The 12948-nt window shown below is 70.6% G+C and carries 12 protein-coding genes and 1 tRNA gene; 3 read left to right on the forward strand and 10 right to left on the reverse strand.

Going from position 1 to position 12948, the window contains the following annotated elements; genetic code table 11:
- Positions 1 to 11: 11 nt before the first annotated feature.
- From P3G67_RS16690 to P3G67_RS16730, 9 genes are all read right to left on the reverse strand, one after another.
- The gene (locus P3G67_RS16690) at positions 12 to 1658 is read right to left on the reverse strand and encodes a long-chain fatty acid--CoA ligase (RefSeq protein ID WP_276094191.1); all 1647 of its coding nucleotides are present in this window, start codon (positions 1656 to 1658) and stop codon (positions 12 to 14) included.
- Positions 1659 to 1858: 200 nt separating this feature from the next.
- Positions 1859 to 2371, reverse strand: a complete 513-nt coding sequence (locus P3G67_RS16695; protein WP_276094192.1) for a SigE family RNA polymerase sigma factor — start codon at positions 2369 to 2371, stop codon at positions 1859 to 1861.
- Between the two features lie 239 nt (positions 2372 to 2610).
- The gene (locus tag P3G67_RS16700; RefSeq protein ID WP_269855295.1) at positions 2611 to 3876 is read right to left on the reverse strand and encodes a DUF1906 domain-containing protein; all 1266 of its coding nucleotides are present in this window, start codon (positions 3874 to 3876) and stop codon (positions 2611 to 2613) included.
- Positions 3877 to 3988: 112 nt separating this feature from the next.
- A complete protein-coding gene (locus P3G67_RS16705) occupies positions 3989 to 5173 on the reverse strand; it encodes a lipid-transfer protein (protein ID WP_269855296.1) in 1185 nt (394 codons plus the stop codon).
- Positions 5154 to 5576: a MaoC/PaaZ C-terminal domain-containing protein gene (locus P3G67_RS16710; protein WP_276094193.1), complete on the reverse strand. Its 423-nt coding sequence runs from the start codon at positions 5574 to 5576 to the stop codon at positions 5154 to 5156. Before P3G67_RS16710 ends, P3G67_RS16705 begins: the two co-directional genes overlap by 20 nt.
- Complete coding sequence (locus P3G67_RS16715; protein WP_276094194.1) at positions 5577 to 6461, reverse strand: Zn-ribbon domain-containing OB-fold protein; 885 nt, start codon at positions 6459 to 6461, stop codon at positions 5577 to 5579.
- Positions 6462 to 6667: 206 nt separating this feature from the next.
- Positions 6668 to 6925: a hypothetical protein gene (locus tag P3G67_RS16720; RefSeq protein WP_269855299.1), complete on the reverse strand. Its 258-nt coding sequence runs from the start codon at positions 6923 to 6925 to the stop codon at positions 6668 to 6670.
- Between the two features lie 570 nt (positions 6926 to 7495).
- Positions 7496 to 7582: transfer RNA gene (locus tag P3G67_RS16725), tRNA-Ser, on the reverse strand.
- Positions 7583 to 7640: 58 nt separating this feature from the next.
- Positions 7641 to 9062, reverse strand: a complete 1422-nt coding sequence (locus tag P3G67_RS16730; RefSeq protein WP_276094195.1) for a S1C family serine protease — start codon at positions 9060 to 9062, stop codon at positions 7641 to 7643.
- A 238-nt stretch (positions 9063 to 9300) separates the two neighbouring features.
- Between P3G67_RS16730 and P3G67_RS16735 the strand changes: the two genes are divergently transcribed.
- From P3G67_RS16735 to P3G67_RS16745, 3 genes are all read left to right on the forward strand, one after another.
- Positions 9301 to 10134 carry a glycerophosphodiester phosphodiesterase gene (locus P3G67_RS16735; RefSeq protein ID WP_276094196.1) on the forward strand — a complete coding sequence of 278 codons (834 nt, stop codon included), beginning with the start codon at positions 9301 to 9303 and terminating at the stop codon, positions 10132 to 10134.
- Positions 10135 to 10364: 230 nt separating this feature from the next.
- A complete protein-coding gene (locus P3G67_RS16740) occupies positions 10365 to 10853 on the forward strand; it encodes an ATP-binding protein (RefSeq protein WP_391858274.1) in 489 nt (162 codons plus the stop codon).
- Positions 10854 to 10976: 123 nt separating this feature from the next.
- Positions 10977 to 11957 (forward strand): DUF5926 family protein, encoded by a 981-nt coding sequence (locus P3G67_RS16745; protein WP_276094198.1) that lies wholly within the window; start codon positions 10977 to 10979, stop codon positions 11955 to 11957.
- A gap of 262 nt (positions 11958 to 12219) precedes the next feature.
- On the opposite strand, the gene P3G67_RS16750 is transcribed toward P3G67_RS16745, so the two are convergent.
- Positions 12220 to 12894: a hypothetical protein gene (locus tag P3G67_RS16750; RefSeq protein ID WP_276094199.1), complete on the reverse strand. Its 675-nt coding sequence runs from the start codon at positions 12892 to 12894 to the stop codon at positions 12220 to 12222.
- Positions 12895 to 12948 lie beyond the last annotated feature (54 nt).

Genomic DNA, 12948 nt, shown 5'->3' on the forward strand with positions numbered 1-12948 from the left:
AGGACGGCGACTCAGAAGACCGTGACGTCCAACTTCCCGTCCGCGTACTGGCGTCGGATCACCTTCTTGTCGAACTTGCCCACCGACGTCTTGGGCACGGCGGAGACGATCGTCCAGCGCTCCGGAACCTGCCAGCGGGCGACGCGTTCGGTGAGGAAGACGCGCAGCGTGGCGTAGTCGGCCACGGCGCCCTCCTTCAACACCACGGTGGCGAGCGGCCGTTCGCCCCACTTCGCGTCGGGGACCGCGACCACGGCCGCCTCCGCCACGTCGGGGTGGGCCATCAGGTGGTTCTCCAACTCCACCGAGGAGATCCACTCACCGCCCGACTTGATGACGTCCTTCGCGCGGTCGGTCAACGTCAGATAGCCGTCCGGCGAGATCGCCCCGACGTCGCCGGTGCGCAGCCAGCCGTCGTGGAACTTGTCCTCGGGGGCGAGGGGTTCGGCTCCGGCGCCGCCGAAGTAGGCGCCCGCGATCCACGGACCGCGCACCTCCAGTTCGCCCGTGCTCGTGCCGTCCCACGGCATCACCTCGCCGGACGGGCCGATCAACCGCGCCGCCACCGAGGCGGGGAACCGTCCCTGGGTGAACCGGTACGTCCACGCCTCCTCACCGGTGGCTCCGGCCGGGGGGTGGGAGGTCGTGCCCAGCGGCGAGGTCTCGGTCATCCCCCAGGCGTGGCAGACCTCGATGCCGTGCCGCTCCTGGAAGTCCCGCATCAGCGAGGGCGGGCAGGCCGAGCCGCCGATGATCACCTGGCGCACCGAGGAGACGTCCCGTGGCCGTTCGGCGAGTTCGGCGAGCAGCCCCTGCCAGATGGTGGGGACGGCGGCGGCGTGGGTGGGCCGCTCGGCCTCGATCATCTCGGCGATGGCGGCGGGTTGCAGGAACCGGTCGGTCATCAGCATGTTGATGCCCGTCATGAACGCGGCGTGCGGAATGCCCCAGGCGTTGACGTGGAACATCGGGACGATGGGCAAGGTGGTGTCCCGGTCGGTCAGCGAGAACGACTCGGCCATGTTCACCTGCATCGAGTGCAGATAGATGGAACGGTGGCTGTAGACCACGCCCTTGGGTTCGCCGGTGGTGCCCGAGGTGTAGCACATCGCCGCGGCCTGCCGTTCGTCCAGCTCCGGCCACTCGTACCGCTGCGGGCGGTCCGCGATCAGCGACTCGTACTCGTGGACGGTCGCACGGCAGCCGTCCAGCACGGAGGTGTCGCCGGGACCGACGACGACCAGGTGCTCGACGGACTCCAGCCGCGGCAGCAGCGGGGCGAGCAGCGGCAGCAGCGTGCCGTTGACCAGGATGACCCGGTCCGCCGCGTGGTTGACGATCCACGTCAACTGCTCCGGCGGCAACCGCAGGTTGAGCGTGTGCAGCACCGAGCCCATGCACGGGATCGCGAAGTACGCCTCGACGTGCTCCGCGTTGTTCCACATCAGCGTCGCCACCCGGTCGTCGGGGGCGACGCCGAGTTCGTCGCGCAGCGCGTGCGCGAGCTGGGCGGCGCGTGCGCCGATTTCTGCGAAGGTCCGGCGCCGCGGTCCAGCGTCCGCGGTCCAGGTGGTCACCCGCGCTCGACCGTGCACGGTCGAGCCATGGGTCAGAATCCGCGAGACCAGCAGGGGTACGTCCTGCATCGTGCTCAGCACCGGGGAGCCTCCTCGTTGACGCACTACGCGAGAGTAGGTTTCCCGTGATTGTGCTGGCATACCGTGCGGTATGGCTAGGCCGCGACGGGTTCCTTTCGGCCGACCTGGCCCGCCATCGGCGTGCCCCTTCCGCTTCCGATCGGGGCAGCCGGGACGAGCGGCGCCACCGCGGGCCACGCGTTCCCTTCTACGGCGTCCGGTTACCAGGCGAGGAGTTCCGGGTCGGAGCGCAGCTTCACCAGGGCCCGGGAGACCGAGCTCTTGACCGTGCCCACCGAGACGCCGAGCAGCTCGGCGGTCTGCACCTCGGTGAGGTCCTCGTAGTACCGCAGCACGACCATCGCGCGCTGGCGGGCCGGCAGCCGCCCTATGGCGGTCCACAACGCGTCGCGCTGCGCCTGGTGCTCGGCCGGGTCGGGGCCGGGGACGCTGCTCTCCGGCAGCTCCTCGCAGGCGAACTCGTCGACGCGGCGCTTGCGCCACTGCGAGGTGCGCGTGTTGACCAGCGTGCGCCGCACGTAGCCGTCCAGCGCACCGTGGTCGGCGATCCGGTCCCACGCCAGGTAGGTCTTGGCCAGCGCCGTCTGCAGCAGGTCCTCGGCGTCACACGGGTTGGCGGTCAGTGAACGGGCGGTGCGCAGCAGCACCGGTCCCCTGTCCTGGACATAACTGGTGAACTGCTGCTGAGCGCTGGTGCACACAGGCGTGGTCATGCGCTCAACGCTATGAGCGCCGACGGCGTCGGGGATCGGCCGCAGGTCCCGAAGCTGGGTCACCCTGAAGTCGTAGGGGTGAGGGTCTCCCTACCTCCCGAGGGTGGACACGGTCCGGGGTTCCACCCGAAGGGACGCCACGGACCACGGCGCGCGTTGCCTGCCGGTCGCGACAGGATCACATCACGTTGAGTGACGGCCTCCCTCGACGGCGGGCGCGCGCCGTGCGTGGCCCCGCGTCATCCGTCCTTGCGGATGATCGCCACCGGTGCGTCGACCAGATCCCGGTCGATGACGAGGGTCCGGCCGCCGTGTGTCTCGCGCTTGTCACCGGCGTACTGGTGGACGCGGCGGTGCGGGCGCCAGGCGCCGCTGGACAGCTTGGGCTCCTCGTAGACGTCCGGCTCCACGCCCCAGTGCGCGAACCACACCAGGTCCGGCAGGTCGGAGTGGCCGTGCCGGCGGGCCCGCTCCATCTGGGCGATTCCGGCGTTGGCGTTGCTGTAGAAGCCGGGAAGGTATCCGCGGGCGCGCACTTCCCGGCTCCACGCCTGGACGAACTCCAGCACCGGACGCGTGCAGAACCGGTACTTCGTGTCGTACGACTCCATGTCGAAGTAGATGGGGCTGTTGCGGTCCATGCCGAGGCGCTCCGCGTTGTACACCGCGTCATCGGCCTCGTGCGTCGCCTGGCCCTCGATGTCGTCCTCGTCGATCACGTAGGTCCGGTGCCGCTCGTCCGTGGCGCACGGCGACTGCGAGCCGACGTAGACCGGCAGCAGCCGCCAGCCCATGCTGGTCACCTTGCGCACCCAGTGGGAGGTGAGGTTGTCCTGGGCGCAGCTACGGGAGATCCCGCCGATGTAGACGCCGATCGCGCCGTACTTGGAGTCCCGCCAGGCCCGCATGGTGTCCAGCGAGGGCGCGGAGCAGATGTCGAACCCCCAGCCCTGGAAGATCTGGGCGCCGTGGTGGCGGGGGTCGTCGGTGGTGGGCCACACCCGCGACTGCGCGGCGCGCTGGTGCGGGTTGCGCGTGCTGGGCGGGGTCGGGGCCGGTGAGGCGGGGGGCTGCGTGTGCCCCGGGTCGCCGGGGATGTCCACGCCGCCCACGATGCCCACGCCGCCCAGGTCACCGAGGTCGCCCAGGTTGCCCAGGTCCCGAAGGTCGCCCAGGTCCGGCAGTCGCAGGTCACCGGGCCAGCCGGGGCCCGGGAAGGGGTTGCCGGGCTGCCCGGGGCCGGGCAGCGGACCGGGGCCGAGCTGTGCCGGTCCGGACCCCGGGCCGGGGTCACGCGGCCGACGCGACGGTGCGCGGTTGACGCCGCCGGGTCTACGCGACGGTGCCCGGCCGGTGCGGCGTCCCTCGGTGGTGGTGACCCTCTGGTGCGGGCCCGGCCGCCGGGCCGAGCCCTTCGCCGCGACCGGCATGATGCCCGCGACAGCGCAAGCGAGGGACGCCACCATGACAAGCACAAGTCGGATGATCCGGTTGTTATCACGCATGACGGGGAGTCAAAAGGGCGACGGGCACGGTACGCGGGAGGCGCGCCCCGTGGGACGTCGGGTTCAGCCGTCTGCACCCATCGGGTCCCCCGTGAGTGGCGTGAGGCGGCCGTCAGCCGTCGCGGCCCAGCAGCAGCCCCGAGGTCGGCACGCCGGTGCCCGCGGTCACCAGGGCACAGGAGGCGTCCGGGACCTGGTTGACGCTGGTGCCCCGCATCTGCCGCACGGCCTCGGCGATGCCGTTCATGCCGTGCAGATACGCTTCGCCGAGCTGGCCGCCGTGGGTGTTGACCGGCAGCCGCCCGTCGATCTCCAGCCCGCCGTCGGCGGCGAAGCCGGCCGCCTCACCGCGCCCGCAGAAGCCGAACTCCTCCAGTTGCATCAGCACGAACGGCGAGAAGTGGTCGTACAGCACGGCCGTGTCCACATCGCCCGGCCCGAGCCCGGAGGTGCGCCACAACTGGCGGGCCACCACCCCCATCTCCGGCAGCCCGGTGAGGTCGTCGCGGTAGAAGCTGGTCATCTGCTGCTGCGCGCGGCCCGCGCCCTGTGCCGCCGCGGTGATCACGGCAGGGCGTTGCCGCAGGTCACGGGCGCGCTCCAGGGTGGTGACGACGAGTGCCTGGCCACCGTCGGTCTCCTGGCAGCAGTCGAGCAGACGCAGCGGTTCCGCGATCCAGCGCGAGGCGGCGTGGTCGGCGAGGGTGATGGGCCTGCCGTGGAAGTACGCGGCCGGGTTCGTCGCGGCGTGCCGGCGGTCGGCGACCGCGACCGGCCCGAAGGCGTCCGGGCCCAGCGCGTACGTGTACAGGTACCGCTGGGCGGCCATCGCGACCCAGGAGGCGGGCGTCAGCAGGCCGAACGGCAGCACCCAGCCCAGTGCCACGCCCTCGGCGGACGGTTCGCGGTGCTGGACGCCGGAGCCGAAGCGGCGGCCGGAGCGCTCGTTGAACGCCCGGTAGCAGACCACCACCTCGGCCACCCCCGCCGCCACCGCGAGCGCCGCCTGCTGGACGGTGGCGCATGCCGCGCCGCCGCCGTAGTGGACGCGGGAGAAGAAGGTCAGCTCGCCCATGCCGGTCGCCTGGGCGACGGTGATCTCCGGGCTGGTGTCCATGGTGAAGGTGACCAGCCCGTCGACGTCGGCGGGGCGCAGCCCCGCGTCGTCCAGCGCGGCGCGTACCGCCTCGGCGGCGAGCGAGAGTTCGCTGCGGCCGGAGTCCTTGGTGAACGCGGTGGCGCCGATCCCCACGATCGCGGCCCGCCCTCCCAGAGCGTCAGGACCGTGCAGGCTCATGGCCGCCTCCCCGTGGCAGACGGACGGTGACCTGTCCGGTGACGTGCTGACCGAGCGCGTTGGCGCCCGTCACCTCGATGACGGCCGTCTCGCCGTCGGCGTCGGTGCCCATGGACGTGACCCGTCCGCTCAACTCCATCTCGCCGTCCGGGTAGTTGGGGACGCCCAGCCGGATGGCGACCTTGCGCAGTTCGGCGGCCGGCCCCAGGCGCTCGGCGATGTAGCGGCCGACCAGGCCGTTGGTGGTGAGGATGTTCATGAAGATGTCGGGGGAGCCCTTGGCGCGGGCGGCCTCGGCGTCGTGGTGCACGTCCTGGTAGTCGCGGGTGGCGATGGCACCGGCGACGATCAGGGTTCGGGTGATCGGTAGGCGCAGCGGCGCCAGTTCGTCACCGGCACGCATCTAAACCTCCTCCTTCGCCCGAAACACCGGAAGCGTCAACTCCGAGTCGATATCGGCGAATTCGAGCTCCACGGGCATGCCGATACACACCTTGTCGCACGGGACACCGGTCACGTTGGCGACCATCCGCACCCCTTCGGCCAGCTCCACCAGCACGACCGCGTACGGGGGGTCGAAGGCCGGGAACGGCGGATGGTGCATGACGACATACGAGTAGACGGTGCCGGAGCCGCTCGCCCTGACGGTGTCCCACTCCTGCCCGCCGCACCGGTCGCATCCCGGTAGCCAGGGGAAGCGCGGCGTAGCGCATTGCGTGCAGCGCTGGATGAGCAGCTCGCGGCGCGAAACCCCGTCCCAGAAACCGGCGTTGTCACGGTTGACGACCGGGCACGGCCGTTTGGCGGGCGCCTTCCGTTGTACGGGTGCGTACTTGAGGATCCGGAAGCGGTGGGTGCCGACCGGTTCCGCTGCGCAGCGCAGGTCCATCCTGGTGGTGATGAAGTAACCGGTGCCCAGTTTGGTGGCCTTGGGGGGCGAGACCGACTCGATGACGGCGTCGAAGGCGATCCGGTCGCCGGGGCGCAGCGGTCGCAGGTACTCCTGCTCGCAGTCCGTGGCGACGACGGCGGTGAACCCGGCGGCGTCGAGGGCGCCCAGCAGTTCGTCGTACGGCCCGGACCGGTCGCCGTGGCCGGGGAGTCCAGCCATGGTCCACACCTGCAGCATGGTGGCGGGCGCGGAACCGTCAGCGGGTACGGGGTGGCCCAGCGCCTCGCACCAGTGCCTGATCATGGGGGAGTTGACGGGATCCCTTCCCTCGCCCCCGGTGACGGCCGACCGCCCCTCATACGCCTTGATCCGCTCATAGAGCCCCGCATCCGCCATATTCTGACTGTCCGTCAGATTAGCGGGAGGCGTCAAGACGCCGGGAGGTTGTCCACACCCTGTGGACAACCTCCGGGCGTCCACGGCAGCACCAAAAAGGCTGTGCGACGGCATCGATCATGCCGCCGCACAGCCACCTCACCGACCTGCCGCGCGGGACTCCGGCGCCGCTACCCACGGAAGCGCGCCGAGGCCTCGCCCCGCCTTCACCAGCACCTGGAGAAGATCACCCGCACATTCTGCTGCTCGATTCGGGTATCACCGGACCCGTTCACACTCGCGGTGTTGCTCTGGTTCGTGGCGCCCGCGCCCGAGGACACCTGTCCCGTGCTGTTGACGCTCGACTGCGAGTGGTCGTTGGCGAAGGAACCGTTGTCCGCCGAGGCGGTGCCCGCGAACAGAACCGCGGTGAGCGGCAACGCGGCGAAGGCGGCCAGGACACGGGCGGTACGGATCTTGCTCATGTTCAATTCCTCCCAGGAACTGGTGTGGGCGAGCGGCCGGCCAACCGCTTCGCCACCTCTGCGGCGCCGCGAATCCAGACTTGCCCACGGGAACCACCAAGAACCACTCCGGGCACTCCATTTACCTCGCAAGCGTGACGATCTGTCGATAAACATGGCTTCAGGAAGTCGACTTGGCGACGCGGGAGAGTCACGTGCGGAAACGCACCCGTCGGCATCAGGCCAGCCGAGCTGCCACCGCGGCCCCTGGCCGAGGCGGTCCCACCGCCCTTGCCCACGCGGCCGGATCAACGGCCGCCCACTGTCAGGGAGATGGCTGATGCCGTCCCCACGACTGGAATCCCGCCTGTCTGAGCCCGACGGCGGACGCGTACGATCTCGCCGCGCTGACCCGTGAGGCCGCGGCGTCGCCGAAACCGGTCGAGCACTGCGGAGCCCCGCGCGACGAGGAGCGGCCCACAGGGGTCACCCACCCAGGCGGACGCCGCAGGCACGAGGGACGGGGGTACGCCGAAGGGGTGCCCCCGATCCGAGGACACCCCTTCTGACCAGCACCTACGCTGGCCTGCGCGGAGAGTGTGGGATTTGAACCCACGGTGACATCGCTGCCACGACGGTTTTCAAGACCGTTCCCTTAGGCCGCTCGGGCAACTCTCCCCCGCGTCGTCTGGGCGACGCGAGGGACAGCCTAGCCGGTTCGGTGGGATCTTGTCGGTCAGCTGTCGCCCTTGCGTTCGCCCAGGGTGACCGTGGTGGTGTGGGTGGAGCCGCCGCGCTGGTAGGTGATCTGGACCTGGTCGCCGGGGCGGTGCTGCCAGATCGTGCCGATCAGGGTGGGGCCGCTGTCGATCATGGTGTCGTCGAGCTTGGTGATCACATCGCCCGCCTTGAGGCCCGCCTTGTCGCCCGGGCCGCCCGGAGTGACCGCGGAACCGCCGTTGGCGCCGTTGTCGGAGATCTGGGCGCCCTGGCCGTTGTAGTTCATGTTCACGGACAGGCCCATCACCGCGTACACCGGCTGTCCGGTCCTGATCAGGGTGTCGGCCACGTACTTCGCCTCGTTGATCGGGATGGCGAAGCCGAGACCGATGCTGCCCGCCTGCGACGAGCCGCCGAACATGTTCCCGCCGCCGTTGTTGGCCGACTGGATGGCCGAGTTGACGCCGATCACCGCGCCGTTGGCGTTGAGCAGCGGGCCGCCGGAGTTGCCGGGGTTGATGGAGGCGTCGGTCTGCAGGGCGCTCATGTAGGAGGCGGTGGTGCCCTGGCCGTCGCTGGAGGCGACCGGACGGTTCTTGGCACTGACGATGCCGGTGGTGACCGTGCCCGACAGGCCGAAGGGCGCACCGATCGCGATCGTCGCGTCGCCGACCTGGGCCTGGTCGGAGTTGCCGAGCGGCAGCGGGGTCAGCTTGGCGTCGCCCGCGTTCTTGAGCTTGATCACGGCGATGTCGTAGCCCTGGGCGCGGCCGACCACCTCGGCGTCGTACGTCTTGCCGTTGGAGAAGGTGACGGTCAGCTTGCCGCCGCCCGCGGCGGGGGCCACCACATGGTTGTTGGTGAGGATGTGGCCCTGCGTGTCGTAGACGAAGCCGGTGCCGGTGCCGCTCTCCTGGCTGCCGCTGGCGTTGATGGTCACCACGCTGGGCAGTGCCTTGTTCGCTATTCCGGCGATCGAGTTGGGCGGGCGGTTGAGCGCCTTGGGGTCGACGGCGGACGACACCGTGGTCGAGCCGTTGTCGGCGCGGTTGGCCGCCCAGTAGCCGATGCCGCCGCCGACGCCGCCCGCGACCAGCGCGGCCACGATGACCGCGACGACCAGACCGCCGGCGCCACGGCGCTTCGGTTCGGGCGTGGGGCTCAGCGCGTACGAACCGTACGGGTCCTGCGGGCCGTTCGGCGGCTGCTGCCCGAGCGGCGGCCGGCCCAGCGGCGGAGGCGGTGGCGCGGTGGGCTGGCCGGGGACGGAGAAGGCCGACGGCGGTACCGGAGGCGGCGTGCTGGGGTGCGTCGGGGGGACGGGGGGCATCTGCGCGGTGTCGCGGGGCTGCTCCGAGACGCCCGGCTCGCCCTCCAAGGGCCGGCCGCCACCGTCCTGCCCGGAGGCGGGGAGGCCGCCCTCGTTCTCGGTGCTCACAGCTGTATCTCCTCGAAGGTGCGCGATGGGACGCGATGCGGGGCTGACGGGGGCCGCCAGCTGACTGACAGGGGAAAGGGTGCCGTAGCACAGTTTTTCCCATGGGCCGTCGGACCACCGTAAGCAGTCCCCGCCCAGGTGGCCGCCTTCCTTTACAAGCAGCGAAACGGTCATCTATCGCGAAGGGGAAAACTCTGACCAATCGGACTCTGTCACCAGACGATGGCACGATAACCCCGTGACCCATGCGTACCCGGCCGGAGATGCGCCGCCCGGCCCGAAGGCCATCCAAGTCGTCGCCCACCGCGGAGCGTCGGAAGACGCTCCAGAACACACCCTCGCCGCCTACCGCAAGGCCGTCGAGGACGGCGCCGACGCGCTGGAGTGCGACGTTCGGCTCACCGCCGACGGTCACCTGGTCTGTGTACACGACCGACGCGTCAACCGTACGTCCAACGGGCGCGGAGCGGTGTCCGCGCTGGAGCTGTCCGAGCTGGCGGCACTGGACTTCGGATCGTGGAAGGACGCCTACGAGGCCCCCGACTGGGAGAGTTGGACGCCCGACCCGCTGGAGCGCAGCTCGGTACTCACCCTGGAGCGGCTGCTGGAACTCGTGGTCAGCGCCGACCGGCGCATCGAGTTGGCGATCGAGACCAAGCATCCGACGCGCTGGGCGGGGCAGGTGGAGCAGCGGCTGCTGGAACTGCTGGGCCGCTTCAACCTGTTGCGCCCGGTGGACGGCCGCCCGCAGGTACGGGTGATGAGCTTCTCGGCGCGCTCGCTGCGCCGGATCCAGACCGCCGCACCGGAACTGCCCACGGTGTTCCTGATGAGCTACGTGCTGCCGAGGTACCGCGACGGACGGCTGCCCGCCGGAACGCGGATCGCCGGCCCCGGTATCCGCATCCTGCGCGCCAACCCCGGATATGTGGCGCGATTGCATCGGGCCGGACATCGGGTTCACGTCTGGACGGTGGACGATCCGGCGGACGTGGAGCTGTGCGTACGGCTGGGAGTTGACGCCATCATCACCAACCGACCCAGGCGAGTACTGGAACAACTCGGGCGATAAACCGAGAAAGCCGACAAGATTTGGTGATAACTGGATCACTTCGGCACCTGCCCCACACGCGGAGTACACCGGCGCGTTCGGACCGTGTTCGACTGCCAAGAGTGCACCAAGGGACGGTGAATGGCCTGTTTCCGGTCCAGTCCTTTGGGGCATCCAATCCGTGGCGCGGGGTGAAGGAGGTAGCGGGGGTGGCGTTGGTGGCAGCCCGACAGGTAACGGCATCCTCGACCATGGCCCTGCCTCATGGTCCGGCGGGGCTAGGTGCGGCACGTCGGCGACTACGTGAGGAACTGGGCGAGTGCCAGACCCCGGACACGGTGGTCGACGACGCGGTACTGGTCCTGTCGGAGCTGCTGAGCAACGCGTGTCGGCACGGCCGCCCGATCGACGGTGACGGCGACGGAGTGCGCGACTCCGGCATACGCGCGGCCTGGCGGCTCGACGCGGACGGGCTGTTGACCCTGGAGGTGACCGACGGCGGCGGGCCCACCCGCCCCAAGCCGTCCAGCCCCTCGCTGACCGCGCGCGGCGGTCGGGGACTCGGCATCGTCGGTGCCCTGTCGCTCGACTGGGGCGTCAGGGACCGGCCCGGCGAGGTGACGGTGTGGGCGGTGCTGCCGGTGCGCGGTCGGCACGCGCGACGCGACGCCGTGGGCACGCGCATGGCCGTGCCCGCCGCGCTGGGCGACCTCGGCGGCCTCTTCGACGAACTGGCCTGACGGCGGCCCGACTTCCGCCGCGGCTTCTTCCCCGGTGGACACGACCGGCGCGACAACGTCCGCGGCCCGTAGGGCACTAGGCTCGCGTGGGAAACGTACACCGCACGCGGGAGACACCCAGTCATGGCCAAGAAGCGCCCCCTCACCAAGGACCGCAAGCCCTCGGCAGCGCCAGGCGACGGGGAGGTCCCGGTCGTCGGTGCGCGGGAGGCCTGCCCGTGCGGTTCCGGCCGCCGGTACAAGGCCTGCCACGGGCGCGCGGCGGCGCATGCGGTGACCGAGCTGGTGCGGCGGCCGTTCGAAGGTCTGCCCGGCGAGTGCGACTGGGTGGCGCTGCGCGAGCTGGTGCCGGCCGCCACCGCGGAGTTGGCGCTCAAGGGCGGACTGCCGCAGGGCGTACCGTCGGTGACGTTGGCCACCGTGCTGCCGATGGCCTGGCCCGCGTTGCGCCGCGAAGACGGCGCCGTACTGCTCGGCCTGCAGAACGACACCGCGTCCGGTGACATCAGCCGCGATCTGGCCGAAACGCTGCGGCGCGCGCTGGAGACCAAGCCCGGCAACCAGGTGGAGGCGGTGCGCCCGGACCCGTCCGCCCCCCGGTTGCAGGACCTGCTCGACCTGACCGAGCCGTTCAACCCGGTTGTGCACACCGGCTTCGAGTTCTGGCTGGGCGGCCCGGAGGAGGCGGCGAAGGCGACGGGTGAGGTCGCCTCGTCCCTGGAGCGGGCGAACGAGGCGGCGCTACCCACCGTACGGCTGACCGGAGTTGAGGCCGCGTACTGGTGCGAGACCCCGGAGAAGAACCATCTGCGCTGGGTGATGCCGCACCCGGAGGAGAAGTTGCTGGACGCGCTGGCCCGGCTGCACGCGGCGGACGCCTCGTCGTTGGGCGAGGGGACGCGGCTGGTGGGCTCGTTCCGCGCGCACGGCCTGGTCGTGCCGGTGTGGGACCTGCCGGTGTCGATGCGGGCGGAGGACGTCGAGCAGCCCGCCGCGGCGTTCGGCGAGCGGCTCGGTGAGGCGCTGGCCTCGGACGCGCCGCTGACCTCGCAGGAGCGCAGGGCGCGCAGCGGCCTGGCGAATCGGCAGATCACGCTGAGCTGAACGGCAGCTGACCGCCATCGGTTCAAACGTTCACAAGTGCGTGATCGGCACGTGATTCCCGCGTGATCCCCGTCACAACTCCCCATAGGGGCTGGTAAATAGGGGTTTTGATCTCGGCACACGAATTTGCGAACGGGCGATCTCTTGTTACCGTTAATTACAGCCCGGTCGCTGGTGCATCCCCCGTCGCCAGCGACCGGGCCTTTCCATGTCCGGATGCCGCCGACGGGTCAGTCGCACCGATACCGGACCGGACCAGCGCCTATTGATCCGAGTCGCCGCCCTCGTTGCTGCCCGCGTGCAGCAACACCCGGTCCCCGTCCGGCGCCGCGAACTCAGCCACCGCCTGGTACGACGGCGCGTCCTGGCCGGTGGTCACGGTGGGGTCGTGCGGCGTCTCGCACACCCGTGGATCGGCCGCGGCGGCAATCGGGCAGTGCACCACCACGGTTCGCTGGTCGGGTCGCATGAGGGTGAGTACCGCGTTGAGCGGGCCGCCGGTCATATTCCGGTAGTAGGTGCGGCCCCAGGTCTCACGGCCGTCGGTGAGAACACAGATCTGGGCCTCGACCGCGTTCCGCGAAGTGAGTTGCGGACCGCAGTCGGCAGATGCGGAAGATTGCCCTCCGGCATTGGATCGCGTACCGGCGAACGCGCCCCCTCCGGGAATTGACGGAAGGCCCAGCCCTGAGTCGCCCAGCAGACCGGCGGCTTCCGACGGTGATTCCCCCGGCTTGCCGTCGGCGGTTCTCCCGGGCGCGCCACCGGCGGCGCCCCTGGAGACGTTCCGGGACGCGTCGCCGACCAGCCCGGGCGTCTTCGCCGACGCCTTTCCGTGCTCCGCCGGGCCCGCCGTCGCGGCGGCGAGCGGCAGCGCCACGGCGAGGGCTGCGACGCTTGCCAGGGCGATCATGCGCAGATTCGACGCGCGCTCCATGGGGACCACCTGCGGTGCCGGGGACAGCTTGATGGAGCCGAACATATCGGGCGG

Source organism: Streptomyces silvisoli (genome assembly GCF_029269905.1).
In the GTDB taxonomy this organism is placed as follows: domain Bacteria; phylum Actinomycetota; class Actinomycetes; order Streptomycetales; family Streptomycetaceae; genus Streptantibioticus_A; species Streptantibioticus_A silvisoli_A.

What these genes read in the sequence shown, in the direction of transcription:
- P3G67_RS16695 (WP_276094192.1), bottom strand. Translation starts at nt 2,371, where the DNA reads ATGACCACGCCTGTGTGCACCAGCGCTCAGCAGCAGTTCACCAGTTAT.
- P3G67_RS16700 (WP_269855295.1), bottom strand. Translation starts at nt 3,876, where the DNA reads ATGCGTGATAACAACCGGATCATCCGACTTGTGCTTGTCATGGTGGCG.
- P3G67_RS16705 (WP_269855296.1), bottom strand. Translation starts at nt 5,173, where the DNA reads ATGAGCCTGCACGGTCCTGACGCTCTGGGAGGGCGGGCCGCGATCGTG.
- P3G67_RS16710 (WP_276094193.1), bottom strand. Translation starts at nt 5,576, where the DNA reads ATGCGTGCCGGTGACGAACTGGCGCCGCTGCGCCTACCGATCACCCGA.
- P3G67_RS16715 (WP_276094194.1), bottom strand. Translation starts at nt 6,461, where the DNA reads ATGGCGGATGCGGGGCTCTATGAGCGGATCAAGGCGTATGAGGGGCGG.
- P3G67_RS16720 (WP_269855299.1), bottom strand. Translation starts at nt 6,925, where the DNA reads ATGAGCAAGATCCGTACCGCCCGTGTCCTGGCCGCCTTCGCCGCGTTG.
- P3G67_RS16740 (WP_391858274.1), top strand. Translation starts at nt 10,365, where the DNA reads ATGGCCCTGCCTCATGGTCCGGCGGGGCTAGGTGCGGCACGTCGGCGA.
- P3G67_RS16745 (WP_276094198.1), top strand. Translation starts at nt 10,977, where the DNA reads ATGGCCAAGAAGCGCCCCCTCACCAAGGACCGCAAGCCCTCGGCAGCG.
- P3G67_RS16750 (WP_276094199.1), bottom strand. Translation starts at nt 12,894, where the DNA reads ATGGAGCGCGCGTCGAATCTGCGCATGATCGCCCTGGCAAGCGTCGCA.